Raw genomic sequence first — 26,296 nt, forward strand, 5'->3', positions numbered from 1 at the left:
CACGCTGGGCGGGTGAACTCGGACAAGGTCTACAGCACCCTCATCCCGATGGTCCGGCCGCTGGTGAAGGGCCGGATGGGGGCTGCCCGGCGCCGTCACTTCCAGGCTGTCCCCGTCCCGCCGGGCCGGGTCCTGTTCATCGGCGACAGCATCACCGAGGGCGGCCTGTGGCCCGACCTCCTCCCCGATCTGCTGACCTCCAACCGCGGCATCGGCGGCGAAGCGACCTACGACCTCCTCGAGCGGGTCGACAGCGCGATCAACGACCCGGTCGCCGTCTCGCTGCTCATCGGCACCAACGACCTCCACGGCCCGCGGGAGCTCCGCAGCGTCGCCCAGGTCGCGCAGCGCTTCGAGGAGATCGTCCGCCGGATCCGCGACCGGGCGCCGAGCACGCACCTACTGGTCAACAGCGTGATGCCGCGCACCGAGCTGTTCCGCGACCGGCTCCGCGAGATCAACGAGCACTACCGCGAGATCGCCGCGCGCCATGACGCCACCTACGTCGACCTCTGGCCCACCTTCGCCGACGCCGACGGCGTGATCCGTCCCGAGCTCACCCGGGACAACCTGCACCTGACGCCGGCCGGCTACCTCGCGTGGGCCGAGGTGCTGCGTCCGCACCTGGCCCGGTTCGCGGTCACCCGTCCGTCCTGACCTTCCCGGTCAGCATCGCCCGGACCTCGGCGAACCCGACCGGGTCGAGGACCCTGCTGGTCGCGATCCACACCGCGACGAACACGGCTGCGGAGGCGAAGAACGCCATCCCCACCGCCGGCACGGCGTGGGCGACGAGGCCGGCGCACACCGACGCCACGACGACGCCGCCCAACGGGCGCGGCAGCGCGATGCTGCCGGTGATCCGCGTCAGTGCCTTCATCAGGACGACCGCCTGGAGCAGGAACGCGGCGCAGGCCGCGACGGCGGCCGCCGTCAGCCCCCACACCGGCAGCAGCCAGACGTTGAGCCCGACGTTGGCCGCGAGCGCACCGATGCTCGCCACCAGCACGACGGGGTCGGGCCGCAGCGCCGTCAACACCGAGGCGCACAGGTGCATCACGCCGAAGAGCAGGGGCGCCGCGGCCAGCCCGAGCATGAGGCCGGGCGCGACGTACGCAGAGCCGAACAGCCAACCGACGAGGTCGTCCCCGCGCAGCGCGATGACCACCCCGAAAGGGAGGTAGATCGCACAGACGACCACCAGGGACCGCTGCGCCCACAGCCGCACGTGCGCGGGGTCGTCGGGCCGGCTCGCGATCACCGGGACGTAGGCCCGCGACAGCGTCCAGCTGATGAAGAGGATCGACTCGAAGATCCGGTAGCCGGCGCCGTAGACGCCGACGGCGTGGGTCCCGAGCAGGATGCCGATGAGCGCCGCGTCGATGCGGAAGACCCCCATCGCCGCGATCGACCCGAGCCCGAGCACCGGCGCGGCCTCGAGGATCATCCGCGCCTCCTCGCGGCTCCCCCGGACGTGGAGCCGTACGCCGGCGCGGCGAGCGGCGACGTGCATGCCCACGGCGCCCACGGCGGTCCCGAGCAGGTAACCGAGGGAGGCGTGGACGGCGCTGCCCGACACCGCCAACGCCCCGACACTGAGCACCAGGGCGGCGAACCGCTGCACCACGAGCACGACCGCGCTCAGCTGCTGGCGCTGGCGGGCGCCGCAGGCCGCGCGCGAGGCGTCGCACCACGTGTCCAGCAGGCCGCTGGCGACGAGGAGCGCCACCACCGTGGCCGCCTGCACCGGCATGGTCGCGTAGAGGATCCCGGTGGTGAGGACCAGCACCGCGAGGGACAGCACGACCCGGATCAGGTAGAGCGCGCCGTAGCAGCGGTCGAGCAGTGCGGGCTGCGCGCTGCCGAGCTGGACGACTCGCGCGTCGAGGCCCAGGGAGGGCACCACCGCGACGAGCAGCCCGAGGCTCAGGCCGAACGAGAGGAGGCCGAAGTCGTGGACCCCGAGCACGCGGGCCATCACGAGGAACATCACGAAGGTCGCGACCTTCCCGAGGAGCTCCGAGGCGGCGAGTGCCAGCACCGCGGCGCCGGTTCGGCGCAGCGTCTCCGCCTCCTCGGCGGCGACCGTCATCGGGAGATCAGCCGCTGGACGGCGGCCCTGGGGAGCGAGGCCTTCACCCGCTGGCGGGTCGCCTGCTCGAGGTCGTCGACGGTGGCGATCCAACGGTGCGATGCCGCCCGCAGGTGGTGGCGGTGGGTGTCGACGTTGCCGTACTTGCCGTCGGCGACGCCACGCAGCCAGTCGAAGCACGTCACCGTCTCGTCCTGCTGTGCCCGCAGCACGGCGGTCAGGTCGCAGAGCGTCCCGGCCCAGTACTGCTGGAAGTCCTCGGAGACCCGGCCGTCGGCGAGCCGGTGGACGTCACCGTCGACCATCACCACGCCGTAGCCCGCGAGCACCTCGTCGACGATCAGGAGGTCGACGATCCCCCGACCGTTGGCCACGGCACCGCGCACGGTCGCCTCGTAGAACGCCCGGTTGGCGTCGTCGTCGAGGTGGCTGCGCCGTCCGAGCCCGTGGTCACGGTCCCGCCGCAGGTCCACGACGGCGGTCAGCCAGCGGTCCAGGGTCGTCGCGTCGGTGATCGCGACGAGCTCCCAGGAGCGGTCGTCCTCCTCGAGCCGCTTGCGCGCCACGGTTCCCTTGCGGATCCGGTTCTTCGACGCCTTGTAGTCGGTGCCGATACCGACGATCGACCGCATCTCCGGCCCGTCCTCGAGCCGACCGTCGAGCCGGGTCAGCAGTCCGGCCATCACCGCGTCGTCGGCGGCCAGCTGCTCGAGGTCGACCGACCAGCGACGCAGGCCCAGCACCCAGCCGGCGACGGCGTCGGCGAGCAGGTCGGCGGCGGCCTCGTCGTCGTAGAAGAACCGGCCGTAGTCGTTGAGCTCCCCGCCGAGGAGCTCGACCCGGCGCGTGCCGCGGCGCGTCGTGAGGCTGAGGGCGGCGACGCCGACCGTCCGGCCGCCCCGGTCGACCGTGATGACGACCGGCGCGCCGGGCAGGTGCCGCCCGGCGGCGAGCAGCCACGACGAGGAGGTGCAGAACGCGGTGCTGTGGCGGTCGACGAAAGCCGCCAGCTCCTCGAGAGCGGTGATCGCGGCATCGCCGACGGCGACGCTCGCAGTCCCGGTCCCGCGGGCGTCTCGGGTCTCGGTGGTCATGGTCGGGCAACCCCCCGGGATTCGGTGGCGAGCTCCCCCGCCCAGTCCTGCGCTGCCGCCCAACGCAGGCGACGGCGGTGCTTCAGTGCGCGACCCCGGTCGATCCGGCGCGCGGTGACCTGGGACGCGTAGGTCCGCAGCGCCAACCAGCGCAGCTGGACCGCGAGCGCCGGACGTTCCTCCGGCGTCGCGAGGTCGACCAGCGTCCGCCAGGCAGCGTGCGCGAGCTCGGCGTCCTCCAGGTCGACGACGACCATCACCAGGTCCTGGTGACGCGGGCCGCGCGAGGTCAGCTCCCAGTCGATGACAGTCACCGCGCCGTGCGCGCTGGTGTCGAGGACGTTGCTGCGGTGGAAGTCGTTGTGCACCGTCGCATCCCGCGGAAGCTGCTCGAAGGCGGCTCGGGTCGCGAGGAAGGTGCGCGGGTCCACGCCCGCGGCGACCATCTTGGCGGCCCGCACCGGGAACGACGTACGACGAGCGCGCCAGGCGTTCTCCGTCGTCGCGAAGTCCGGGCACGGCAGGTCCTGGATCTGCAGCGCAGCCTCGAAGGCGGCATCGACGTAGCGGCTGCTCTCCCCGGTGGCCTCGACCACGCGTCGGCTCACCAGCCACCGGTCCGCGGGGTCCTTGGCCACCGTCTCGGCGGTGGTGACGCCATGGGCCGACGCCCACCGGCGGCCCTCGAACTCCTGCCGGATGCGGGTCTGGTCGAGCGGGCTCCGGGCGACCTGGACGACCAGGTCGGGATCGCGGAGGAAGGCGTCGAGGTCGGTCACGAGGCGAGCCCGATCCCGGGGAGGACGTGCTCGCGACGGTCGAACCACTGCAGGGTGTGGGCGATCCCTGCGGTCACGTCGTGCTCTGCGCGCCAGCCGAGGAGTCGCTCGGCCAGGTCGGTCCGGGTGGCCGCGCCGGCCTGGTCCCCGGGGCGGCGCGGGGCCTCGACGACCCGGAGCCGCTGGCCGGTGACCCGCTCGAACGCGGACACCAGCTCACGGACCGTGGTCCCGCGGCCCGTCCCCAGGTTGAGCGCCAGGTGTCGCTCGTCGCCGAGCACGCGGTCGAAGTCCTCGACGGCCCGGACATGGGCACGGGCGAGGTCCCAGACGTGCACGTAGTCCCGCAGCCCGGTGCCGTCCGGCGTCGGGTAGTCGGTGCCGGTGATCGTGAACGGCGTCCGCGACCGGTGGGCGCGGACGATGCACCCCAGGACCGCGCTCGGCTCGGGCAGCTGCGGCCCGGTCCGCAGCAGCGGGTCGGCGCCGATGGGGTTGAAGTAGCGCAGCGAGAGCGCGCGCAGGTCGCCCGCCGCCGCCAGGTCGCCGAGGACGGTCTCGACCATCGCCTTCGTGCGTGCGTAGGGGCTGGCCGGCGCCCACGGCGATGACTCGTCGACCGACAGGTCCGCGCCGGGAGCGTAGATCGACGCCGAGCTGCTGAAGACGACGCGGTCGACGCCGTTGTCGGCCAGCGTCTCGACCAGGTCGAGCGTGCCGACCACGTTGGTCCGGTAGTACGCTGCCGGCCGCGCCACCGACTCCGGCACGACGACCCGCGCGGCGCAGTGGATCGCGACCTCGATCCCGGGGTGGCGCCGCAGGATCCGCCGGACCAGCGACCGGTCCGCCACGTCGCCGACGTAGCAGTCCCGACCGGCGACGAGCTCGCGCCGTCCCGTCGAGAGGTCGTCGAGCACGATCGGTCGGTGACCGGCGTCGGCCAGCGCGAGGACCACGGCGCTGCCGATGTAGCCGGCTCCCCCGGTCACGAGGACGTCCACCCTCAGCTCACCGCCCTCGTGCGTGCGCACTCCCCCGGCACCCGGGGCAGCACACCGACCGGGACGGGGTAGGCGAGCACGCGTCGTACCCGGAGCCGGTCCGGGACGGCGTGGAAGAGCCGCAGCCGGATCGCCGCGGTCGTGCGGTCACCGAAGCAGTAGTAGCGCCCGGAGATGACCTGGGCGACCTCGCCGCTCTGATCGACCAGGATCGCCTGGACGGCCACGAACCCGGAGAGCCGCGGTCCCCGGGCGGTCAGCCGCGCCGTCACGACGGTGTCGTCGTCGAACCGCTTCAGCGCGAGGTCGCTCGCGCTCACCCGGGCGCGCGTGGGACCGCGTCGTACCCGGGTGGAGATGGCCTGGACGTCGACCTCGGCGATCTCCCCGACGTCGTCACCGACCGGGGCGAACAGGCCGTACTCCTTGCCGGGCGGCAGGCCGACGATGGTGCAGCACACGTCCCGCGGCGTCCCGGTCGTGGTCACGACCATGGTGCCGTTGACGTCGACGCCGGTGATCCGGACCCGGGCGCTGTTGATGTGGGTGTCGGTGTTGTTGCGCACGACGACAGCGAGCTGGCCGCTGGCGCGCCCCCACCCCACCACCTCGAGCATCGAGTACTCCTCGTCCGGCTGGTCAGGGTCGGCCGGCACCGTGGGGGTGGGCAGCACGGTGACGGTCGGTCCGGGCGCCTCGGCGTCGTGGTCGTCGCCGATCACGCCGGACAGCAGCTGGAACCCCGCGACGAACCCCAGCAGGACCAGTCCCATCCCGGCGGTCACCGGCCAGCTGCGGCGCTGCCGGGCGTCCCAGGGGCTCATCGGACCGCTCCGGTGCCGGCCGGGCGCACGACCGGGAACCCGGTCAGCCGTGCGTAGACGTGCTCGTAGCCGGCGAGCATCCGATCGGTGCCGAAGCGCTCGGCGGCGAGCGCACGGCCGCAGGCTGCCCACGTGGTCCGGGCTGCGGGCGCGTCGACCATCTCCGCGAGGGCCGCGCGCAGCGCGGGCACCGAACCCGGCTGGACCAGTCGGACAGCGGACTCGAGGTCGACGAGACCGCCGACGCGCGAGGCGACGACGGGGAGCCCGGCGGCCAGGGCCTCGAGCACCGAGACCGGCAGCCCCTCCCAGTCGCTGGGCAGGACCAGGAAGTCGCTCGCCGCGACCAGCCGGGGGACGTCGGTGCGGGCACCGAGGACGCGGACGCCCTCGCCGTACCCGGCGCGCTGGACGGCGGCCTCGATCCGGCCGCGGTGGGGACCGTCGCCAGCGACGAGCAGGGTCGACCGGTCGGCGACCCCGCCCCACGCGTCGAGGAGCAGGTCGTGCCGCTTCTGGTCGACGAGGCGGGCGAGGCACAGCCCGACGACCCGGTCGGGGGCCAGCCCGAGCTCGGCCCGGGCCCGGTCCCGCGGGTACGACGGCAACGGCGGCACCGCGTTGCGCACGACGTCGATCCGGTCCGACGGGTAGCCGTGGTGCTCGAGCTGGGTCTTGAGGTGCGGCGAGACCACCACCACCCGGTCGCTGGCCCAGCGCAGGATGCGCGCGGCCGCGGCGACCTCCGGTCCGGCGACGCCGTGGAGCGTCGACAGGATCGGGACCCGGCGACCGAAGGTGGCGCGGGCGAGCAGGGTCGCCTTCGGGTTGTGGGCGTGCACGAGGTCGGGAGTGCCGAGCGCACGGAGCCGGGCGCGGGCCCGGACCAGGTCGACCGGGTTCCGTCCGACCATCGTCACCGGCAGGTGGGCGACGCCGGCGAGCTCGAGCTCGCGGACCCGATGACCGGGCGTGCTAGCGACCAGCACGTCGTCTCCACGGGCGGCCGCGGCACTCGCCACCGTCGTGGCCACGGTCTCCGCCCCGCCGACACCGAGCTCGGCGATGACCGTCACGATCCTCATGCCGCCACCTCCTCGTAGACGTCGAGGAGAGCGCGGACGCTGCGGTCCACGTCGAACCGGTCCGCGACCCGCTGACGGCCCGCGGCGGCGAGCCGCTGCCGGAGGCCCGGGTCACCGACGAGCCTGGCCAGGGCCGCAGCCAGCTGGTCGACCGAACCGGGGTCGACGAGGATCCCGTCGACGCCGTCGCGGACGATCTCGGGGATGCCGCCGACCCGGGTCGCCACCACGGGGACGCCGGAGGCCATCGCCTGGAGCAGAGCCATCGGGCACGCCTCGGCGGCGGACGGCAGGACGAAGACGTCGGCCCCGCGCACGAAGGGCGCGGGGTCGGTCTGGAAGCCCGCGAGGTCGACCCGGTCGGAGCTCCCGGTCTCGGCGACGACCGCCTCGATCCGGGCGCGCTCGGGACCGTCGCCGACGAGCTGGAGCTCGATCCCGTCCACCCGGGCGGCAGCACGCACCAGGTCCGGCACCCGCTTGACCGGCGCCATCACGCCGAGCCAGGTCACCCGCAGCCGACCGGCCGCCGGGCTCTGCGCGGCCTCCGCCGTCGGGGAGGTCCAATCCTGGCCCACCCCGTTGTGCACCACGTGCACGCGGTCGGCGGGCAGGCGGACACGGTCACGGGCATAGGCGGCCAGCGCCTCGCACGGGACGACGACCGAGGACCGCCGACTGGTGGCGAGGAGACGCTCGACCAGCAGGTAGTCGATCTTGTGCCGCAGCCCGGCGGGGGCGATCGGCAGGTTGCCGGGCACCAACGCGGCGAGCTCGTCGGGCACGCCGTGGAGCGTGTAGACCGACGGCACCTGGCGCAGGCTCGGCAACGCTCGGCCCACCAGCCCGGCGCGCCGGTCCTGGAGGTGGACGACGTCCGGCCGGACGCTGGTGACCGCGGCCACGACCGCACGGGCGCCCGCCCGATCGGTCCTGGTGGTCATCTCGGCGACCTCGGTGCGGACGCCGTGGCCCTCGAGGACGTCGAGGTGGCCCCCCGGCGGTGCGACGACGTGGCTCTCGTGACCGAGGCGAGCGAGCTCGACCGCGGTGACCAGGGCATGGTCGACCGGGCCGCCGCGGGTCTGGGTGATCAGCTGGACGATGCGCATCTTTCAGGTCCTCTCCCGAGATGGGACCGGAGCGGGGTCGAGCGCGATGCCCGCCGCCGCCAACAACCAGACGGGCAGGTAGAACTGCTCGCTGAGGAAGCACGCGGCCACCAGGACCGCGGCGGACGAGACCAGGACGGTGATCGCCACCGGCCGGCTCTCGGGGACCGCGCGGGCGCGCAGCGCCCCCCGGACCCCGGCCCCGATCACCAGCAGGAAGGCGCCGAGGCCCAGCAGGCCCAGCTCCGCGCTGACGTCGAGGTACATCTGGTGGGCGACCGTCTGGTCGACGGCGGGCACCCCCGCCGGGACGAACCGGCTGCTCGTCTCGGCGAACCCACCCGGCCCCTGGCCGAGGAGGGGGCTCTCCGCGGTCATCGATGCCGCCATCGAGGCGGTGGTTGCGCGGAGGTCGACGTTGGTGGCGGCGATGTGCTGCTTCTCCTGGACGCTGCGGTCGACGACGTCGGCGTGGGTCAGCCAGAGCGCGCCGAGCACGGTCGCCACGAGGACGCCGATCGTGAGCGTGGTGCTCAGCCGGACCGCGCGGAGCAGGAGGGTGACCAGCACGGCCACCGCCAGGCCGAGCGCGGCACCACGCGACAGCGTCGCGGCCGTCGCGACGACGAGGACGCTGCCGGCCGCCAGAGCCAGCATGAGCGACACCGCCGAACGACGCAGGAGCAGCAGGAACGGGAGCGCGGCGACCAGGTGGAAGGCGAGGTCGTTGGGGTCCTCGAGCGGCCCGCCCGCCCGGCCGCCGGTCGCGAGGAACCCGACGAGGGCGACCGCGCCGGCAGCGGTGCACGACGCCGCGAACACCAGGAGCAGTCGGCGGGCGAAGTGTGCCGGCGACGGCTGGGCCTGGCGGATCGTGTCGACGAGGACGACGAGGACGAGGACGTAGGAGAGATAGCTGGTCGCGTGGTCGGCGCCGACCGCGAGGTCGGCCCCGTTGACCACCAGCGACCCCATCATCACCGCGAGCAGGGCGACAGCCGCGAGGACGCCGTGGTGCCGTACGTCGGCCGGCCGGCCACGCTGGACCAGGCGGAGCAGCCAGGAGACGAAGAGCAGGCCGCCGACGACCTTGACCGCCGCCGGGTGCAGGCCCCGGACCTGGTCGGCCCAGGGCTCGACGGCCACGTAGGCGAGCGCGACCCACTCGACCCTGGTGACCGCGACCGCGGTCACGACGAGCGTTGCCGTCAAGCCGAGCACCAGCACCGGCTGCTCCACGGCCAGCACGCCGCCGGCGGCGACGACCGCCAGTCCGCCGGCGACGAGCAGGAGTCGCCGAAGCCGGTCCGTCAGGATGTTCCAGGGGATCTCGGGCACCCGACGACGGACCACGGAGACCGCGGCGACCAGGGTGATCAGGCCCGCCACGAACTGCGCGATCGCGACAGCGGTCACGCCGCGGTCGACGACGGCGAGGAGCAGACCGACCAGCAGGACGAAGTGGAACGCGGTCAGCCCGAGCACGTCGACCGTCCGGCCGACGGACTTGAGGAGGACCAGGAGCAGCTCGAGCGCGCTCAGGAGGAGGCCGTAGCCCGCCAGCCAGCGCAGCGCCGGCACCGCGGGAGCCCAGACCTCGCCGAGCAGGGTGAGCTGCGGCGCGAACAGGATGATCGCGACGTACACGGGGACCACGAGGGTGTGCAGGGTGACCGCGGCCTCGATGGCCGCCCGCCCGACGGCCGAGCCTCGCAGCCGGCACAGGTGGGCGAAGACGGCACCACCGAGCACCATCGCGATGAGCAGGTAGGGCATGTAGGCGACGCGGAACGCCATCGAGTAGAGACCGACGTCGTGCACCCCGAGCTGGTTCGCGATGAGGACGTAGTCGACGTTGAGCGTCACCAGCACCAGCAGGTTGGCGCCGGCGAGACCGGCGCCGTAGGAGAGCAGCGTCGACGCGTCCTCCCCCGACCAGCCGGGCCGGACCGGGCGGCGGACCAGCCAGAACATCAGCACGACGACGAAGGCCTGCACGAGCTGGCCGTAGACGAGCGAGAAGGCCCCCTCTCCAGCGGCGAGGGCGGCCACGGTGACGGCGGCGCCGATCCCGTTGCCGACGATGTCGGGGATGACCCTCCGGCGGAAGTCGAGCGCCCGGCGGAGGAGCTCACCGCTGACCCCCGCGACCGCCGCGAGCGGCACGCAGAGGACGATCCCGCGCAGGACGTCGGTGGCGAGGTCCCCGCCCTGGAGCTGACGCGCCAGCCACGGGGCCGCCGCCCAGACGGTAGCGACCAGGCCGACGGACACCGCCAGGGCGAGGCTCAGGGCGGTGCGGGCCGCCCGCTCGGCATCGCCACGGTGGTGGACCAGTGCGGTGCTGGTGCCCAGGTCGGCGACCACGGTCGTCACGTTGAGGAGCACGGCGCCGAGCGACACCACGCCGAACGCGGCGGGGTCGAGGACGGAGGCGAAGACGAGCAGCACCGCGGTCTGCGCGGTCTTGGACGTGACCGCGCCCAGCGCCAGCCAGCCGGCACCGGAGTGGGGTGTCGACGGGGTCGAGGGAGCGGCCCTCGGCGGCGTGCCTGGCGACGGCGTACCCGTCGCGGGCGCGCTCGTCACCGGGACGACCTCGGACACAGCCACCTTCATGCACCACCAGTGCGATCGGGCGACCTGTTTGATCCATCGGTTCGAACACTTGCCGAGGGCTCGTCAGGATCGTGGCCGGTCTGGTCACTCATTGCGCACCGCGGCCTTGAAGGCCCGGTAGGCCGGCTTGCCCGACAGGTCGGGATGGAGCAGGCCGAATCCGTCCTGATAGCTGGCCGAGTGGCCGTCGATGTCGCGGTACCAGATGATCGGACCGACGTACGGGTAGTCGTTGCGGATGAGGTCGACGGCCTCGCCGAGGTAGCGGGCCTGGCGACGCTTGGTCACCGGACGGTCCCACGGGTTGCCCATGTTGTCCGGGCCCGAGGACCAGCCGAGCTCGGTGATCCAGACCTTCTTGTCCGCGTCGCCCCACGCGACCATCACCGACCGCATCGCGGGCGTGTGGGTGAGTCGCCAGACCTCGCCGTAGGCGGGGGTGCCGGGTGCGGCGTCGCTCGGACCGAGGTAGGGGTGGGTCGCGAGCGCGTCGAAGCAGGGCTTGGACCCGGCCTGGTAGGTCTTCTCCAGCCAGACGTCGTCGTTGTACATCAGTCCGCCCATGAGGACCGGGGAGCCGTCGTGCTGCTTGACGGCGGGATAGGCGGCGCACAGCATCCGCGTGTAGCGCGTGGGGTTGGCGCCTTCGAAGAAGGCTTCGAAGTTCGGCTCGTTCCAGACCTCCCAGGCATCGACCTCGGTGGCCCACATCTGGGCCGCGAGGCCGATCGCGTGGGCGTAGGTGGCCGGGTTCCGGGGCGGGGCGAAGGCACTGCCCGACCGCGACGCCCACGCGGGCGTCTGCCACAGGTTGAAGATGACCTTGAGGTTCCGGTCGTGAGCCCCCTTGAGGACGGTGTCGATCAGGTCGACGTACCAGGCCTGGAACGGGCCGCGACCATGCTCCTGCAGCGTGCGCCAGCCGACGTCCACCCGGAGCCACCGGGCGCCGGCGGCGGCGAGGCGGTCCATCACGCGCAGCGCCGGACGCGGGTCCGAGCCGTGGTGCGCGGAGAGCTGCACGCCCAACCGGCGGTCGGGACCCGGGCGACGTTCCGGCGGCGCTGTCGGCTGCTCCTCCGTGGTGGTCGGCGTCATCTCGACGGGCGGCCGGTCGGGCAGCGCGTTGATCTGCTGGGGGCGGGTCGAACCCAGCACCCACACCGCAAGGACCGCGGCGAGCAGGACGACCACCGCGCGTCGCGCCCAGGCCATCATCGGGCACCTGCCGGTACCGGGTCCTCGTGGACCTCGCGGGTCGAGCGACCGAGGACACCGTGCGCGATCCGTCGGGCCAGCGGGACGCGTTCGGTCGCGCGGCGCGCTGCCGGGTAGAAGCTGCGGAGCTTGAAGCGGAACGTCCGCAGCGTGTCGTAGGCGTTGACGTCGACCCGCGAGATCGCGAACCGGTCGGCGCCGTCGTGGACGGCGAACGCCGCGTCGAACCCGGCGTCGCGGACCGCCGCGCGGCTCGCCGCGTCGTGCTCCCCGAAGGGGAAGGCGAAGGACCGGACCGGGGCCCTGACGACGGACTCCAGAGCGGCCTTCGTCTCGCGGGTGTGCCGGTCCAGGTCGGCGGCGCCGAGGGTCGTCAGGTCGGTGTGGTCGAAGCCGTGGGCCCCGATGGCCATGCCCTGGGCGGCCAGTGGAGCGAGGTCCTCCGACGCGAGCAGGGCGTGCCGGTGCCGGGGCTCGAGCCAGTCCGAGGATCCGCCGAGCAGACCCGACGGGACGTACAGCACGCTCGGCACACCGTAGGACGCCAGCACCGGGGCCGCGTGGTCGGCAAGGCCGGCATAGCCGTCGTCGAAGGTCAGCAGCACCGCGCGCCGCGGCAGGGGTGTCGGCGCTACCGGGTCGATCGAGGCGAGGTAGTCCTGCTCGGAGACCGGGACGAAGCCCGACTCCAGCAGCAGGTCGACCTGGTCTCGGAAGTCCGTCGGCGTCACGAACATGCCGTAGGGGTCGCGGCGGGCGCTGATCCGGTCGACGCCGTGGTACATCAGGACCCGCGGAGACCTGCTACTCATGAGAGTCGCTCCCGGATCTGGTAGAGGCCGCCGGCCAGCAGCAGCCCGGCCAGGGCGAGCAGCGCGGCGATGTAGAGGTTCCGTGGCGGCGCGGAGTCCACACCCTCGACACCGGCCCGGACGACGACCACCACCTGGGCGGTGGGATCGCCGCCGCCGAGCTCGACAGCCCGATCGGCGAGGCCGTTGGCCACGTTGATCGCCGTGTCCCGATCGGTCGACGTGGTCGCGATCCGGACCGTCGAGGTGCCGGTGTCGAGCGTCGCGGTGACCGACAGGTCGGCCTCCTCGGAGCCGTCGACCGCGGTGAGGACCTCGGCCGCGGTCTCGTCGGCTCCGAGCGCCACGCTGTACTCGTGGGCCTGCATCTCGACGGCTTCGGGTGCCAGGTCGGCCGTCACCGGTCGCAGCGCGATCGCGCTGGTGGCGGTGTACGTCGTCGGGACCAGCAGGATGAGCTGGATCCCCAAGGTCACGAGCAGTGCCAGCCCCCCGACCAGCAGTCCGAGGTACCGCCAACGCTCACGCTGACGCTGTGCCTCGTCGGTCGTCATCACCATCGTTGAACCACTTTCGAATCACTGGACGGACGCACGCGCGGTCGGTCGACCGGTTCGCGGCGTGGGGCGGGAGGACCCGTGGTCTCCGCGACCATGGCCAGCCCCAGGAGGGTCCAGACCAGCGCGGCGACGATGGGATTGCGCAACGGCATGTCGAACGAGCCGTGGACCACGACTGCTGTGAGAGCGGCGACGACCGCCATGCTGCGGACGCGGAAGACGTGGTCGCCGGTGCCGGGACGCGGGACGGCGAGAAGCTGGCGGCGTGCGGCGACGACGACGCCGGTGACGACGAGGACGCCGAGCGCGACCCCGATGACACCGCGGTCGGCGAGCGTGGTGAGGACGAGGTTGTGCGCGTGGTCGGCAGGATCGGCCGACACGGCGCTCGCCGAGGTGGACGCAGCATTCTGGAACGCGCCCGGACCGACCCCGAGCCACGGGTGCTCGGCCCCCTGACGCAGGGCCTCGGCCCAGATGAGCGGACGGTCGTCGTACTGGTTGCCGGCCGGGTCGCCGAGCGAGCGGATCCGCGAGCCGAGCACGCCCAGGATCGGCACGTCGGCAGGGACCATCAGTGCCGCGAGGCAGGTGCCGAGGAGCACCAGGCCCACGGCGCCGAGCGCCCGGCGGGTGGCCGGCTCGCAGACGGCCAGGCAGATGAGGGCCGCGGTGCCGCCGATCCACGAGCCGCGGGACATGCTCATCACGCAGGCCGCGGCGAGGCAGCCGGTCGCGATGCCGAGGAGGACGCCCCGTCGCCACGACGCGGTCGAGACGAGGCACGCCACCGCGATCGGCAGCAGCGCGGCGCAGAAGACGCCCAGCTCGTTGGGCTGGGAGAACGGACCGGTCAGCCGGCCGTTGACGACGCTGCCGGCCTCGGCGGCCTGGATGCTGCCGGCGGAGGCGAGGGCGGTGCCCGCCACCACGCCGCCGACGACCACCAGGAGGTCGAGCGCGCCGACCTCGAGCCCGGGCCGGTAGGCGAACACGACAGCGGTGGCGAAGCCGAGGGTGATGGCAGAGATCACGACGAGCGGCACCGACCGGTCGGGGGCGACGCCCGCAGCCGCGGAGACCACGCCGCCGACCATGCCCAGCCCCGCGCCGAGCAGGATGAGCGAGGCGGGCAGCCGTCGGCCGGCGACGATCGCCCGGACGGCGAGCGCCGCCGGGACGGCCATCGCCACGTAGGAGAGACGCAACCCGATGACCGGGACCGAGTAGTCGCCGAACGGCAGCAGGAGGATCACGGCGCCGACCGCGAGCGGGAGCGCCTTCCCCCCGACCACGGTCCTCGGAGACATGGCGGTCGCGGCCATCGGGGCGGTCATGACGACGTCCGCGTTCGCCGGAGGGCGGCGCTGACGGCGCCCCAGGCCTTGGACAGGTCGCGGGCAGCGGTGATCGGCGGCACCATGGCCGCCGTGGCCAGCGGGCTCGGCCCGTTGAGGGCACGGGCGATCGGCAGGGACAGGTACGACGCCGCGCCCGCCGCGACGACCGAGCGGGAGACCGGGCCTCCGCGCAGCGCGACCACGGCGCCGACGCCGTACGCCGCCACCCGCGCGAGGTCGCGGCCGAGCAGCCTGCGGTCCATCGAGTTGCCGCTGCCCTCGCCGTAGCGGCGCAGCATCGTGAGGTTGGCCCGCAGGGTGGGCCGCTGTGCCCAGCTGACCTCGGCGTCACGCACCATGGCCGCGTCGAAGCCGGCGTCCACGACGCTGCGGCCGAACAGGACGTCCTCTCCCGTCTGGAGATGCTCGGGGTAGCCGCCCGCAGCCGCCCAGGCGCGTCGCGAGAAGCTCACGGACCGCCCGGTCGGCATCGTGGGGTCGAAGCTGCGCCCGAAGAGTCGGCCATAGGCCTTCGCCAGCGGCGTCGGCCGGGCGAGCTCCTCGATCGAGGGGTAGCCGACGGCGACGAGCGCATGCTCCCACACCGCCTCGGACTCGACCCGGTAGGTACCCGTCCAGAGCTCGACCTCGGGGTGCCGGTCGTGGGCGACACGGAACGCGCCGAGCCAGCCGGGCACGGGCACACAGCCCGCGTCGGTGCAGGCGATCGTGTCGTTGACGGCCTGTCGGATGCCGATGTTGCGGCCGGCCGAGATACCGGCGCCGGGCTCGACGAGCAGCCGCAGCCGCGGGTCCACCTCGGCGCCCCGCAGCACGACCTCGGCGGTGCCGTCGGTCGAGCCACCGTCCACGACGATGATCTCGTCGTCGGGGCCCAGCTGCGGCACCAGGGCGGTGAGCAGGTCGGTGAGAGCGGCCTGGTCGTCGAGCACCGTCGTGACGACGCTGATCGCGGGGCCCGCGGCACCGTGGCCGATGCCCGGGCGGTGCGCCAGGTTCGCGAGGAGGTCGACGAGACGGTCGGCGGCCTCCGCCGCCGTCGGGTAGCCCTCGGCCTGGACGACGCCGGCGGCGCCGGGCGCCGTCCGCGCTGCGGGGTCGTGGAGGATGCCGAGCGCCTCGGCCACCTCCGCCGGGCTGTCGGGGCCGACCGCGAGCCCACCGCGTCCCGCGATCGTCTCGACCGGCGGGGTGGCGATGACCGGGACGCCGCCGGTGATCGCCTCGAGCGCGGACATGCCGAACGCCTCGCGCAGCCACGGCACCTCGGGCGTCGGCTTGGACAGCACGGCCACCGCGTCGAACGCGCGGACGACACGGCCGAAGTCCGGGACCTCGCCCAGCAGCACCAGCCGCTCGGTCACCCCGAGGTCGGCCGCGACCTTCACCAGGCGCTCCAGCTCGTCCGGGTCGGAGGGCTCGTGGATGCCGGCCAGGGCGAGGGTCCATGCCGCGCCGCCGGGCATCGCCAGGGCCCGGATCGCGTCCTCGATCCCCTTGTAGCGCGTGATCCGGGCCGCCATGCCGAGTACCAGGTCACCGGGGGCGACCGTCAGGCCGAGCGCGGCCCGGGCCGCGTCGCGGTCGATCGGCGCCACCATCCGGGGCGGGTTGACGACGAGGGCGTTGCTCGGGTCGCGGCCCTCGAAGAGCCAGGCGCTGGTGGACACCTGGGCGTCGGTCCAGCGGTCGAGGAGCCGCGGCAGGCGGCCGTCGAACGAGCCGTCGTGACGCACCCAGACCACCGGGATCCCGAGGACCCGTGCGGCCGGGACGGCGACCAGTGCCGCCTTCACACCGTGGGCGACCACGACGTCCGGCAGCGTCCGGCGCAGGACCGGCAGCAGCCGTCGGGTCGTGGCGAGCAGACCGCGCTTCGAGCGCTCGTCGGGCAGCGTGACCACGGGCCAACCGCGCGCGGCCCACGCCGCCGTCGCGGGTCCGTCGCCGAGGCCGACCGCGCTGACCTGCATCCGTTCGGTGGCATCGGCGAGCTGGAGCTGCCAGCGCTCCGCCCCACCGAGGACGCCACCCTGCTGGACGATGGTCACCCGCAGCCGCGGAAGACCTCCCTGCTTCCCCCCGGTGACGGCCCTCATGTCAGACCGCCGTCCGCGTACGACGCTGGCGACGCGAGGTCTTCACGCCCAGGAGGACGGTGCCGAGCACCCGGAGCCGGATGCCGCGCACGTGCTCGGCGGCCCGGCGGACGAAACGCGGGTGGACGGTGCCGGCGGGGACGGTCAGCAGGACCGCACCGTGGATCGCCATGATCCGGGCGTCCTCCGAGCTCGAGACCGGCGCCGTGTGCACGATGACGACGTCGTAGTCGTCCTCGGTGTCGTCGACCAGGCCGCGGAAGCGCATCTCCAGCAGGCTGGGCGCGGCCAGGAGGGCATGGCCCAGCGGCAGCACGTCGACCAGGTCGACGGGTCCCTTGCGGACGGCGTCCCCGAGGAGGCACTCCCCCGAGAGGACGTCGTAGAGACCCGGCTCGCCGGACGCCTCGAGCGCCTGGTGGACCTCACCCTCGCGGTCGGCGTTGATCACCAGGACCCGGTGACCGACCTCGGCGAGGGCGGCGGCCAGGTTCACCTCGATCCAACCGGCCCACGGGTCGGTGCCACCGGCCGAGGTGACCACGAGCACCCGGGTCGGGTCCTCGGCACTGGCGAACTCGAGCGCGATGCGCAGGGCTCGGATGGACTGGAACTCCTCGGCCCACAGGTCGAGCGCCGAGACACCGTTCGGGTCGTCGGGCCTCGGGACCACGCCGAGGACCGCGGTCTCGGAGACCTCGGCCATCTCCTCGGGGTCGGTGACCGTGCGGAACATCCGGTCGGCGATCGCCGCCGCGGCGACGGCGAGGGCGATCGCCAGGCAGAGCCCGGCGAGGGCCGTCACCGGGATGTTGGGCGAGCTGAACTTCTCGGGGACCACGGCCTGCTCGGTCACCTGGTACTGGAACGACCCGCTGCTGGGGTCGTAGTTCGGCAGCAGGCTGATGATCAGGTTCGCGATCTCGGCGGCGAGCTCAGGGTCGGTGTCGTCGACCGAGACCTGGACGATGACCGTGCCCGACACGACCTCGCCGTCGACCTCGTCGCGCAGCTCGTCGACCGAACGTTCGGAGATCTGTGCGGCGACGGCCTCCAGCAGGGGGCGCGACTCAGCCACGTCGGCGACGGTGCCCAGCAGGTCGTCGTAGCTGGCCGGCGAGGCCGACTGCACGAGGTCCTGCTGCGGAGTGACGGCGATCCGGGCGGATGCCGTGTACTCGCGCTCGGCGAGGATGAGGACCGCAGCGACAGCGTTCGCGACCAGCGCGATCACCAGGGCGGCCGTCCAGCGACGACGCCACAGCAGCGCGCTCAGGACACGGAACCCTCCCCTGACCGGCTGGGTGGGCACGACGGTCGGGTCGGCGGCGGGAGCTACCAGGGTGGACATTTTGACGGTTCCTTAGCTGTGGACGAGTTCTGCGGGGACGAGTCGGTAGGCGGCGTGCAGTCGTTCCCGCTGCCGCGCCGCGGAATGGGCGGCGGCGAAGCGCAGCGACTGCTGCTGCGCCTCGGCCCACCGGGCGGAGTCGTGGAGGTCGACGATCCGGGCCGCGAGGTCCGCTGCTGTCGACTCGGTGCCGGGCACGCCCAGGCTCACGAGGGTGTCGATGCCGCGCACAGCCATCGGCAGTCCGGCGGCTGCCGACTCGAGGATGCTGACGGGGGCTGCCTCCCAGGCCGCCGTGTGGAGGTAGACCTGCGCGGTGCCGAGCCGTCGGACGACCTCACCCCGCGGAAGCCAGCCGGCCACGGACACACCGTGCTCGCGAAGGGCTGCCTCGGCATCGGGGTCTCCCCCGCCGAGCCACTCCCACTCCAACCTCCGGCCGAGCACCTCGTCGAGGTAGCCCTTCACCGCGATGAGGAAGCGCCAGTCCTTCTGCGGACCGATCCGGCCGACGGTGACGACGCGCAGCGGGGTCTGGAAGCGGGCGACCAGCTCGGGTGGCTCGAGGGAGCGGTTGGGGACGGTGACCACGTCACGGTGCCCGAGCCGCTCCGCGAGCAGGGCCTCGCGCGGCGAGCAGGCGACGAGCATCGACGTGCTGCCGACGAGCGCCTGCTCGACCCGGCGGACGCCCGCCTGGGTGAGCGGCCCGATGTCGCGGCGCTCGAAGGCGAAGCAGTGTGGGCTGTAGACGACATCGGCACCGAGGTCCACGACGCGCACCAGCAGGCCGGCGTACGACGAGTGCGCGTGCACGTGGTCGGGCTCCAGCGTGGCCACCAGGCGACGCAGGGCCCGGACCGCCCGGACCGGGTTGCTCGGCAGGGTCGCCACCGCGGCGAACGCGTGGCGCTCGTCGCCGGTGTCGGCGTGCTGCCGGCGCGGCCACACGGCCAGGTGGTGCTCGAAGTCAGGAGTCGCCTCGACCATGGAGAGCACCGAGCTGAGGACACCGCCGCCGAGTGACTCGACGACGTGGAGGATGCGCGTGGGCATGACGGCCTGCCGTTCAGTAGGCACCGCGTGCCCGCAGCACGGCGGGCACGGTGCGGACGAGGATGCGGAGGTCGAGCCACACCGAGCGGTGCTCGATGTACTCGAGGTCGAGCAGGACGGCGTCCTCCCAGCGGAGGTCGCTGCGACCACTCACCTGGGTGATGCCGGTGATGCCGGGACGGACGGCGTGGCGCAGGTGGTCGCGTGGAGTGAACCGGGCCACCTCGACCGGGGTGCTGGGGCGCGGGCCCACCAGGGCCATCGACCCGTTGACCACGTTCCACAGCTGCGGGAGCTCGTCGAGGGAGGTGCGGCGGAGCCACCGGCCGACCGCCGTCACCCGCGGGTCGTCGTGCACCTTGGTGAGCGGTCCGGAGCCGTCGTTGCGAGCAGCGAACAGCTGCTCGGCCAGCACGTCGGCGTCAGCACGCATGGTACGGAACTTGAGGATCTCGAACGTCCGGCCGCCGATCCCCACCCGCTGCTGGCGGTAGAGGACCGGGCCCTGGCTGGTCGTCCCCACGACGACCGCGATGACCAGGAGCAGCGGCACGAACAAGACCAGCATGGTCACGGCGACGACGAGCTCGATCGCCCGTCGCATCCGCCCGTGCGGTCGGGCGAGGATGATCGGCTCCTCGGCCCGCAACACGGCGGGGAATGGTTGTCCCTTCACGTACTACCAGTGCGGGCTGATCCGGCTCCTGATCCATCGAAACCCCGGAAATTCGGGCAATTCCGCTGAAAGTGACTCAGATTCTCGCGGCGCTGGAAGTCGCTCAGGACTTCGCGGCGTCGAGCCCGCGGCGAAGACGCGCGTACGACGCCAGCTCGGCATTGACCGGTGCGACCACGTGCGCACGCAGGACCCGGCCGGCGACGCGGCGCCGTTCCGTCTCGGCGGCACGGTCGAGCTCAGCGTCAGCCCTGGTCCGGGCGGACCGGGCGACGACTGCCAGGACGACCGCGAGCGCGACGGTGACGCCGACCGCGACCAGCGGCAGGGTCAACGCGCCGCCCCCGACGTAGGCGACGCCGGCGAGAACCACGGAAGCGACGGCCGCGACGGACGCGACCCCCGTCGCCGGTCCCAGCAAGGAGAGCCATCCAGGCGGCCGCTGCTGAAAGCGCAGTCCGGCGAGCTCGGCATCGAGCCGGTCGTCGGTCTCCTTCAGCCGCTCGGTCGCGGCCGCCCGGATGGGGTCTGACCATGCCGGGGTGAGGTCCCGGCACACGTTGTCGACGAGCGCGCGGACAGCGGTGTCGACCGCCGGCCGGTCCACGCGGGAGCCGACCCGGGCCGCGTCGGCGACACGGCGCTCCAGGTCGCTGATCCACACGTCGGGAACGGTGGTCGGCGCCGTCCCGGTGGCCTTCGCGAGCCGGTCGGCCGCGCTCCTGACATCGGCCTCGACCCGCAGGGCGACGTGCTGCTTCTGCTCGACGCGGCGACGGATCGCCGTCCGCAGCTCGCTCATGCCCGCGCCGTGGCGAGCGCTGGTGGCGAGGACCCGCGGGTCCTTCATGCCGTCGGCGACGAGGAGCTTGCGGAGGTCGCGCAGCATGCCGGTCCGTCGTTCCTCGGGGACCTCGTCGATGTGGTTGAGCACGACCATCGTCACGGCACGGTGACCGGAGAGGGGCTGCAGGAAGCGGTGGTGGATCGCGGCGTCGGCGTACTTCTGCGGGTCCACGACCCAGATCAGGAGGTCGGCCATCTCGACGACGCGCTGCGCCTCGGCGTGGTGGGCGACCTCGATCGAGTCGTGGTCGGGGAGGTCGAGGAGCACCAGGCCCTCCGGGAGCGCGTCGCGGCCGCGGCCGGTGGGCAGGTCGGCCCGCAGGTGCCGACGGGCGGCGGGCACGCCGAGCCAGTCGAGCATCTCGGCGCAGTCCTCCTCGCTCCACACGAGGGCGTTGGCGACCGAGGTGGTGGGGCGCTGGGCGCCGGAGGCGGAGAGTCGGGTGCCCGCGAGGGCGTTGAACAGGGTCGACTTGCCGGACCCCGTGGAACCGGCGATCGCGACGATGGTGTGCGACGACGACAGGCGGAGGCGGGCCGACGAGCGGTGGACGCCGGTCTCGAGGCGGTCGAGCAACCCTTCGTCGACGCGGCCCCGCGCCGACGCGATCGCGGACTCGAGGCCGGCCAGCTGGCGGTCGAGCGGGCTGGCCGGTGCTGCGCGCACCGGCGCGACTGCCGCTGCGGTCGGCCCGGAGGCGGGTGCCGTCGGCGCTGCCGCCGACCGTGCGGGCGCCACCATCGAACCGAGTCCCCGTGCACCACTCATCGTCAGGCCCCTTGCCTCTCGTGACGTGCCAACATGCGTTCGGCAGCGATCGCTGCGTCGCGCAGCCGACCCGGCGCGTCGGGGGCGAGCCCCCAGTCCAGGACCGGCTGCAGGTAGCGGTCGCGCTCCTCGGCGAGGAGCGCGGTGAGGGTCGCGGCGATCGCGCCGCCCGCTGCCTCGACCAGCGCGGACAGACCGGGCAGGGCCGACAGAGCGTCGGTCGGCGACGACGCCTCGGCGCCGGCCCCCGCGAGGATCAGGACGATCGCGAGTGCGCGTGCGCTCGCCTCCTCGGCAACGCCGCTGACTCCCGCACCGGTGGACCTCATCTCGGCTGTGGCCTGCTCCACGAGCCGCTGCCGGCAGGCGCGGATCGAGGTCCGGGCCCTGGTCGAGAGACCCTTGCCGGGCCGGGACAGGTCCTGCGCGCTCCAGTCGAGCAGTGCACCGCCGTTGTCGGTGGCTCGGAGGTCGCGGGCCGTGTGCTGGGCCGTGCGGGAGGCGAGGTCGACGAGGACCGTCTCGAGAGCCAGGTCGAGCGCAACGCCGAGCTGGTCGACCTGCTCGGCCCGCTTCGCCCCGGCGCCCGTGAGGCGTTCACGCAGCACCGCCACGACCCGGTCGAGGTCGCCCGGGTCCACGTCCCCGCCGGTGAAGTCGTTCCACCGCAGCCACAGGTCTCCCCGCAGCAGGGAGCCGTCGGTCAGCGAGGTCCGCAGCTCGGCGGCGGCGGCGGCGTAGGTCGTGTCCGCGACGTGCAGCACGTCGCTGACCGCCGCGACCTGCGAGACCACGGCGTCGGCGACCGCGTCGGCGGTCCGTGCGGCCTGCCGGATGGCGCCGCCGACGGTCCGACGGACGGCCGCGGACCGCGCAGCGGTGTCGAGGGCGAGGCCGGCGAGCCAGCTGCGCACCTCGTTGACGTACGACACCGGCAGCAGGCCGTCGGCGTCGAGCTCGCCGTGCTCGACGAAGAAGGTCTGGTCGCTGGTGATCCCGTGCTCCTGCAGCATGCGGGCCAGGTGCGGCGCCACGGTACTGCGGTCCTTCGGCGGGATCCGGTTCATGACGACCGCCACCGACGTCTCCCGCTCGAGCGCCAGCGAGAGCTGGAGCCACGGGACCTGGTCGGAGTAGCGAGCGGCCGAGGTCGTGAAGAGCAGGAGGTCGGCGGCGCCGAGCAGCTTGGTGGCGAGCTCGCGGTTGCGGTCGTCGATCGAGTCGAAGTCCGGTGCGTCGAGCAGGGCCAGCCCGCGCGGGACGGCGGTCGTCGCGATCAGCTGGAGCGACTCGTGGTCGTGCGTCGGCTCGTCGACCCGGTCGAGGGTCGGAAGGATCCGGTCCGGGCCGAACCAGTGACGGTCGTCGGGGTGGTGCACGAGGACCGGGGACCGGGTGGTCGGCCGGAGCAGCCCCGGGGTGGTGACCTTCTGACCGACGAGACTGTTGACGAGGGTCGACTTGCCGGCCCCGGTCGGGCCGCCGATCACCACCAGCGCGGGGGCGTCGAGGCCGGTCAGGCGCGGCAGCACGTAGTCGTCCAGCTGGTCGAGGACCCGGCTGCGCTCGTCCCGGACCGACCCTGTTCCCGGCAGGTCGAGCGGCAGCGCCGCCGCGGTGTAGGCCGAACGGAGGTTGATCAACGCCTGGACGAGCTCACGATCGACCACGGCTCCGCGAGGTGGGGCCACTCCCGTCGACCGCGCGTCACTCACCGCGGTAGCCATGGCGCCGGAACATCGAGCCGAGCTGGCGGTCCATCTGCTCCATCGCGGCCGAGGGGCTCGGCGGCCGATCGCCCACCACCAGGTCGAGACCGGAGTCGTCCGAACCCATCGATCCGACCGGGTCCTCAGGGTCCTCGACGTACTCGACGTCCTCGGCGCTCGGGTCGAGGGACTCGATCGGCTCGCCGAACTCGTCGAGCTCGACGACCCGCTCGCTGGCGGAGTCGTCCTCGAGGTCGGACGGCGAGTCCGGCTCGTCGAGCTCGGGAGCGCCCTGGTCCTCGATCTCAGCGGGTGCGTGCTCCGAGAGCAGCTGCTGCATCGCAGAGCGGGCGTCGAGGAGCCGGTCGACGATGTCGGTGACCGTCGTGGTCAGGTCGATGATCGTCTCGGCGACCTCGGCACCGAGCTCGGTGGCCCGGTGGAGCACGTGGCGCGCCTGGTCCTTGATCGCGTCGGCCTGCTCCTCGGCCTGGGCGGCCGCCTCGGCCAGGTAGGCGCGGGCGGTCTCCTCGGCCTCGGCCATCGAGGTGCGGAGGGCCTCGGCCCGGACTGCCTCGGCGTCGCGCTGGGCGGACTCGCTCAGGTCGGCGGCGAGGGCGTCGACCTTCGCACGCTGGGCGGCCGCCCAGCCAGCGATCTCCTGGCGGGTGCGCTCGGCGGCGTCGCGCGCCTCGAGCACGATCCGCTCGGCCTCCTCGCTGGCCGCTCGGCGGGCCTCGTTGGCCACGGCGAGGAGCGACTGCGCCTCCTGGTGGGCGTCGCGGGTCGCGCGGAGCGTCGCAGCGTGCTCGGTGACGCCGGCGCTCACGCTGGCCGCATCCGGGCCGGCCGAGGGCGGCCCCGTCGGCTGCAGCTCGGTGAGCACCTGGTCGAACGCCCGAGCGACCTCGCCACCGGAGTTCTCGGGGAAGACAGGCGTGTCGCCCTCGGACGAGGCGACTTCGGCTGTGGTCTGGGAGCGACTGAACATGTCAGACAAGTGCGTCCGGGAAGCCGTTTGATCCGAACCCGTCGATATTTCCTTGAACCTCTTCATCGGTCGTCCCCCGGATCGGCGAACGGGCGGAACGCCCAGCCCGCCGCCTCCTCGACCCGCGCGAGGTCCGTCGCACGCCGCTCGACCTGGAACGCGTCGCGCACGGTCGTCAGCAGTCGGTCACCCTCGTCGAGACGGGTGTTGAGGAGGGCGAGACCCAGCTCACGGATCTCGTCGGCCTGAGCCGTGGCGTCCGCCACGATGCGGCGCGCCTCCCTGTCGGCCTCGGACAGCTTCGCGGTCGCCAGCCGGACGGCTGTCGCGCGAAGTCGTTGGGCTTCCCGGGCCACGAAGGCGAGTAGGCGGTAGGCCTCTGCGCTGTCGAGCGTCTTGCCCTCCTCGAGCCGATCGATGAGTCGATCGATCTCGAGGTGGGGGAAGCTCGGCGGCCACGAGAGGTCCTCGCCCTCCGGCTCGCCGAGTGCCGGTCGGTCGTCGGACGGTTCTGCCACGCCCCACTAGTGCACCGAACGGCCTCCGTGATCCGACGGGCCCCGACAAATTTCAGCCGGCGGCACGCTCCGGGGCGAAGTAGCGGAACGCTGCCCAGTAGTACGGGTGCGGATAGCGCTCCGCGACCTCCCGACGAGCGCTCCGAAGCGCGCACGCGGGGTCCCGTCCCTGGCTGAGGGCCTTGTAGAAGTGCGTCATCAGCTCGAACGTCACGGCGTCGTCGACGGTCCACAGCGCGGCGACCACGCCGCGTGCCCCGGCAGCCAGGCAGGCCGAGGCCAGCCCGATCGGCTCGGCGAGGTAGTCCGGGGACAAACCGGAGCCACACGCACTCAGGACGACGACCGACCGGTCGAGGCCCAGCGTCTGGCTGGCGATGTCGCGCGCCTGGAGCCAGCCGTCGCCGAGATGGAGCGCGGAGGACAGCGGGTTCTCCTGGCGGAACACCCCGTGGCAGGCGAAGTGGACGACGTCAGCCCCGTCGGCCAGACGGGCGAGTGCGTCGCGGGTCGCCTGTCGCCCGAGCAGCACCTGCGTGGACGGCAGGAGGCGGAAGATCATCTCGGCCTCGGCCGTGATGAGCGGGGCGTTCGCGTCGGGGACGGCCAGCACGACCGCGGCGACATCAGCCATCCCGCTGTCGACCGGGAGCTCCGGCACACGGCGCAGCGGGACCGCGCCGTGGAGCATCGAGAACCAGGGACCGATCTCGTCGAGCAGGGCGTCGAACGGGACGGCGTGCAGGTGGCGGTGCGCCTCGACCGTGAGGTCCTCCTCGAGGCACTCCAGCAGGTCGGCCAGCGGCGCGAGCAGTGCGTCGTACAGACCGTCGAGCGCCAGCGACGACGAGACCCCGCCGAGCGGTGCACCGGCGCCGGGAGCCATCAGCCGGCACTCCTGCTGCCAGGCGGTGACGAGCCGGCGGGTCTCGCCGGCCACGCCGACGAGGCGACGTGCGTCGACCTGGCCGTCGCGGACCACGAACGCGAGCACGTCCTCACCAGCCACGTAGTACTCGACGAGCGGGCCCCACGGCACCGCGGGCAGCACCTCCGCCTCGGGCGCGCCGGCACTCAGGATCGGCCGCGTCGCCGTGGCGAGCAGGTCCCTGAGCCGTTCGTGACGCTGCCCCGGCTGCACCGGTGACTCCTCGGAAGACCGGTCCGGCATCGAGACCGTCGCGTCGGCCTTGGCCATCCGGACCCGCTGCCATGCCTCGATCGGACCCGCGTGGTCGTTGCGCTCCAGCAGGAGCTCGACGAGCTCCTCCGCCGCCTCGGTGAGCGCAGCGGAGCCGGCACCGGTCTCTCCGAACCGACGCTGCCACGAGCGTCCGACGGCAACCGCCCGGCGCAGCGACTCCACGGCTCGCTGCGAGTCGCCGAGACGACGCTCCAGCCGGGCGCGGGCGATGAGGACGTCGACCCGCAGCGGTGGGATGCCCGCCCGGACAGCCAGCTCGGCGGCGGCGTCGAGCAGCTTCTCGGCGACGTCGACCTCCTCAACGCGGGCCCAGGTGAGCCGCGCCTGGACGCCGAGGTACGGCGCGTCGTCGTCGACCCCGGCGTCCAGGACCCGGCTGCACAGGTCGCGCGCCGTCGCGACGTCGCCCTCCGAGAGCGCGAGGGCGGCCTGGGTCAACCAGGTGCGCGCGCGCATCAGTCGGCTGCCGCAGTCGGCGAACAGCCGATCGGCGACGGCGAGCTCGGTGGGCGCCACG

Annotated in this window: 22 protein-coding genes; 1 reads left to right on the forward strand and 21 read right to left on the reverse strand. The window is 73.4% G+C overall.

The features are described from left to right. Positions 1-12 precede the first annotated feature (12 nt). The gene (locus tag H0487_RS08190; protein ID WP_183093749.1) at positions 13-657 is read left to right on the forward strand and encodes a DUF459 domain-containing protein; all 645 of its coding nucleotides are present in this window, start codon (positions 13-15) and stop codon (positions 655-657) included. Here H0487_RS08190 and H0487_RS08195 read toward each other — a convergent pair. From H0487_RS08195 to H0487_RS08295, 21 genes are all read right to left on the reverse strand, one after another. Continuing rightward, on the reverse strand, positions 641-2,092 hold the full coding sequence (locus tag H0487_RS08195; protein ID WP_183093750.1) for an oligosaccharide flippase family protein: 1,452 nt from the start codon (positions 2,090-2,092) through the stop codon (positions 641-643). The two genes, H0487_RS08190 and H0487_RS08195, sit on opposite strands and share 17 nt — an antisense overlap. After that, positions 2,089-3,186, reverse strand: coding sequence for a GNAT family N-acetyltransferase (locus H0487_RS08200; RefSeq protein ID WP_183093751.1), 1,098 nt, complete (start codon positions 3,184-3,186; stop codon positions 2,089-2,091). Before H0487_RS08200 ends, H0487_RS08195 begins: the two co-directional genes overlap by 4 nt. Next, positions 3,183-3,965 carry an aminoglycoside phosphotransferase family protein gene (locus H0487_RS08205; protein ID WP_183093752.1) on the reverse strand — a complete coding sequence of 261 codons (783 nt, stop codon included), beginning with the start codon at positions 3,963-3,965 and terminating at the stop codon, positions 3,183-3,185. Before H0487_RS08205 ends, H0487_RS08200 begins: the two co-directional genes overlap by 4 nt. Further along, entirely contained in the window at positions 3,962-4,999 is a 1,038-nt protein-coding gene (galE, locus tag H0487_RS08210; RefSeq protein WP_312855863.1) for a UDP-glucose 4-epimerase GalE, read from the reverse strand. Before galE ends, H0487_RS08205 begins: the two co-directional genes overlap by 4 nt. Next, complete coding sequence (locus tag H0487_RS08215; RefSeq protein WP_183093753.1) at positions 4,972-5,793, reverse strand: hypothetical protein; 822 nt, start codon at positions 5,791-5,793, stop codon at positions 4,972-4,974. The genes galE and H0487_RS08215 overlap by 28 nt, the downstream gene beginning before the upstream one ends. Continuing rightward, the gene (locus H0487_RS08220; protein WP_246383148.1) at positions 5,790-6,878 is read right to left on the reverse strand and encodes a glycosyltransferase; all 1,089 of its coding nucleotides are present in this window, start codon (positions 6,876-6,878) and stop codon (positions 5,790-5,792) included. Before H0487_RS08220 ends, H0487_RS08215 begins: the two co-directional genes overlap by 4 nt. After that, positions 6,875-7,990, reverse strand: coding sequence for a glycosyltransferase family 4 protein (locus H0487_RS08225; protein WP_183093754.1), 1,116 nt, complete (start codon positions 7,988-7,990; stop codon positions 6,875-6,877). The genes H0487_RS08220 and H0487_RS08225 overlap by 4 nt, the downstream gene beginning before the upstream one ends. A 3-nt stretch (positions 7,991-7,993) precedes the next feature. Further along, positions 7,994-10,609: an O-antigen ligase family protein gene (locus H0487_RS08230; protein ID WP_183093755.1), complete on the reverse strand. Its 2,616-nt coding sequence runs from the start codon at positions 10,607-10,609 to the stop codon at positions 7,994-7,996. 84 nt (positions 10,610-10,693) lie between these two features. Then, positions 10,694-11,824 carry a cellulase family glycosylhydrolase gene (locus H0487_RS08235; protein ID WP_183093756.1) on the reverse strand — a complete coding sequence of 377 codons (1,131 nt, stop codon included), beginning with the start codon at positions 11,822-11,824 and terminating at the stop codon, positions 10,694-10,696. After that, complete coding sequence (locus H0487_RS08240) at positions 11,824-12,639, reverse strand: polysaccharide deacetylase family protein (protein WP_183093757.1); 816 nt, start codon at positions 12,637-12,639, stop codon at positions 11,824-11,826. The genes H0487_RS08235 and H0487_RS08240 overlap by 1 nt, the downstream gene beginning before the upstream one ends. After that, positions 12,636-13,193 (reverse strand): hypothetical protein, encoded by a 558-nt coding sequence (locus H0487_RS08245; protein ID WP_183093758.1) that lies wholly within the window; start codon positions 13,191-13,193, stop codon positions 12,636-12,638. The genes H0487_RS08240 and H0487_RS08245 overlap by 4 nt, the downstream gene beginning before the upstream one ends. Next, a complete protein-coding gene (locus tag H0487_RS08250) occupies positions 13,193-14,536 on the reverse strand; it encodes an O-antigen ligase family protein (RefSeq protein WP_183093759.1) in 1,344 nt (447 codons plus the stop codon). The genes H0487_RS08245 and H0487_RS08250 overlap by 1 nt, the downstream gene beginning before the upstream one ends. Continuing rightward, positions 14,533-16,659, reverse strand: coding sequence for a glycosyltransferase (locus H0487_RS08255; protein ID WP_183093760.1), 2,127 nt, complete (start codon positions 16,657-16,659; stop codon positions 14,533-14,535). The genes H0487_RS08250 and H0487_RS08255 overlap by 4 nt, the downstream gene beginning before the upstream one ends. A gap of 1 nt (position 16,660) precedes the next feature. Next, the gene (locus H0487_RS08260) at positions 16,661-18,010 is read right to left on the reverse strand and encodes a tyrosine-protein kinase domain-containing protein (RefSeq protein WP_183093761.1); all 1,350 of its coding nucleotides are present in this window, start codon (positions 18,008-18,010) and stop codon (positions 16,661-16,663) included. 12 nt (positions 18,011-18,022) lie between these two features. Continuing rightward, a complete protein-coding gene (locus H0487_RS08265) occupies positions 18,023-19,066 on the reverse strand; it encodes a glycosyltransferase family 4 protein (protein ID WP_183093762.1) in 1,044 nt (347 codons plus the stop codon). A gap of 13 nt (positions 19,067-19,079) precedes the next feature. Then, a complete protein-coding gene (locus H0487_RS08270; protein WP_183093763.1) occupies positions 19,080-19,718 on the reverse strand; it encodes a sugar transferase in 639 nt (212 codons plus the stop codon). A gap of 127 nt (positions 19,719-19,845) precedes the next feature. Then, entirely contained in the window at positions 19,846-21,357 is a 1,512-nt protein-coding gene (locus tag H0487_RS08275; protein WP_183093764.1) for a GTPase, read from the reverse strand. A 2-nt stretch (positions 21,358-21,359) separates the two neighbouring features. Continuing rightward, positions 21,360-23,072, reverse strand: coding sequence for a GTPase domain-containing protein (locus H0487_RS08280; RefSeq protein WP_183093765.1), 1,713 nt, complete (start codon positions 23,070-23,072; stop codon positions 21,360-21,362). Then, positions 23,065-24,057, reverse strand: coding sequence for a F0F1 ATP synthase subunit B (locus H0487_RS08285; protein WP_183093766.1), 993 nt, complete (start codon positions 24,055-24,057; stop codon positions 23,065-23,067). Before H0487_RS08285 ends, H0487_RS08280 begins: the two co-directional genes overlap by 8 nt. A gap of 62 nt (positions 24,058-24,119) precedes the next feature. Next, positions 24,120-24,575, reverse strand: a complete 456-nt coding sequence (locus H0487_RS08290; RefSeq protein WP_183093767.1) for a hypothetical protein — start codon at positions 24,573-24,575, stop codon at positions 24,120-24,122. A 52-nt stretch (positions 24,576-24,627) separates the two neighbouring features. After that, positions 24,628-26,296 (reverse strand): CHAT domain-containing protein (locus H0487_RS08295; protein ID WP_183093768.1); only part of this gene is annotated, 1,669 nt, incomplete at its 5' end.

This window comes from Nocardioides stalactiti (assembly GCF_014180715.1).
In the GTDB taxonomy this organism is placed as follows: domain Bacteria; phylum Actinomycetota; class Actinomycetes; order Propionibacteriales; family Nocardioidaceae; genus Nocardioides; species Nocardioides stalactiti.

What these genes read in the sequence shown, in the direction of transcription:
- H0487_RS08230 (WP_183093755.1), bottom strand. Translation starts at nt 10,609, where the DNA reads ATGAAGGTGGCTGTGTCCGAGGTCGTCCCGGTGACGAGCGCGCCCGCG.
- H0487_RS08260 (WP_183093761.1), bottom strand. Translation starts at nt 18,010, where the DNA reads ATGTCCACCCTGGTAGCTCCCGCCGCCGACCCGACCGTCGTGCCCACC.
- H0487_RS08240 (WP_183093757.1), bottom strand. Translation starts at nt 12,639, where the DNA reads ATGAGTAGCAGGTCTCCGCGGGTCCTGATGTACCACGGCGTCGACCGG.
- H0487_RS08265 (WP_183093762.1), bottom strand. Translation starts at nt 19,066, where the DNA reads ATGCCCACGCGCATCCTCCACGTCGTCGAGTCACTCGGCGGCGGTGTC.
- H0487_RS08250 (WP_183093759.1), bottom strand. Translation starts at nt 14,536, where the DNA reads ATGACCGCCCCGATGGCCGCGACCGCCATGTCTCCGAGGACCGTGGTC.
- H0487_RS08255 (WP_183093760.1), bottom strand. Translation starts at nt 16,659, where the DNA reads ATGAGGGCCGTCACCGGGGGGAAGCAGGGAGGTCTTCCGCGGCTGCGG.
- H0487_RS08235 (WP_183093756.1), bottom strand. Translation starts at nt 11,824, where the DNA reads ATGGCCTGGGCGCGACGCGCGGTGGTCGTCCTGCTCGCCGCGGTCCTT.
- H0487_RS08275 (WP_183093764.1), bottom strand. Translation starts at nt 21,357, where the DNA reads ATGAGTGGTGCACGGGGACTCGGTTCGATGGTGGCGCCCGCACGGTCG.
- H0487_RS08225 (WP_183093754.1), bottom strand. Translation starts at nt 7,990, where the DNA reads ATGCGCATCGTCCAGCTGATCACCCAGACCCGCGGCGGCCCGGTCGAC.
- H0487_RS08200 (WP_183093751.1), bottom strand. Translation starts at nt 3,186, where the DNA reads ATGACCACCGAGACCCGAGACGCCCGCGGGACCGGGACTGCGAGCGTC.
- H0487_RS08195 (WP_183093750.1), bottom strand. Translation starts at nt 2,092, where the DNA reads ATGACGGTCGCCGCCGAGGAGGCGGAGACGCTGCGCCGAACCGGCGCC.
- H0487_RS08285 (WP_183093766.1), bottom strand. Translation starts at nt 24,057, where the DNA reads ATGTTCAGTCGCTCCCAGACCACAGCCGAAGTCGCCTCGTCCGAGGGC.
- H0487_RS08220 (WP_246383148.1), bottom strand. Translation starts at nt 6,878, where the DNA reads ATGAGGATCGTGACGGTCATCGCCGAGCTCGGTGTCGGCGGGGCGGAG.
- H0487_RS08245 (WP_183093758.1), bottom strand. Translation starts at nt 13,193, where the DNA reads ATGACGACCGACGAGGCACAGCGTCAGCGTGAGCGTTGGCGGTACCTC.
- H0487_RS08215 (WP_183093753.1), bottom strand. Translation starts at nt 5,793, where the DNA reads ATGAGCCCCTGGGACGCCCGGCAGCGCCGCAGCTGGCCGGTGACCGCC.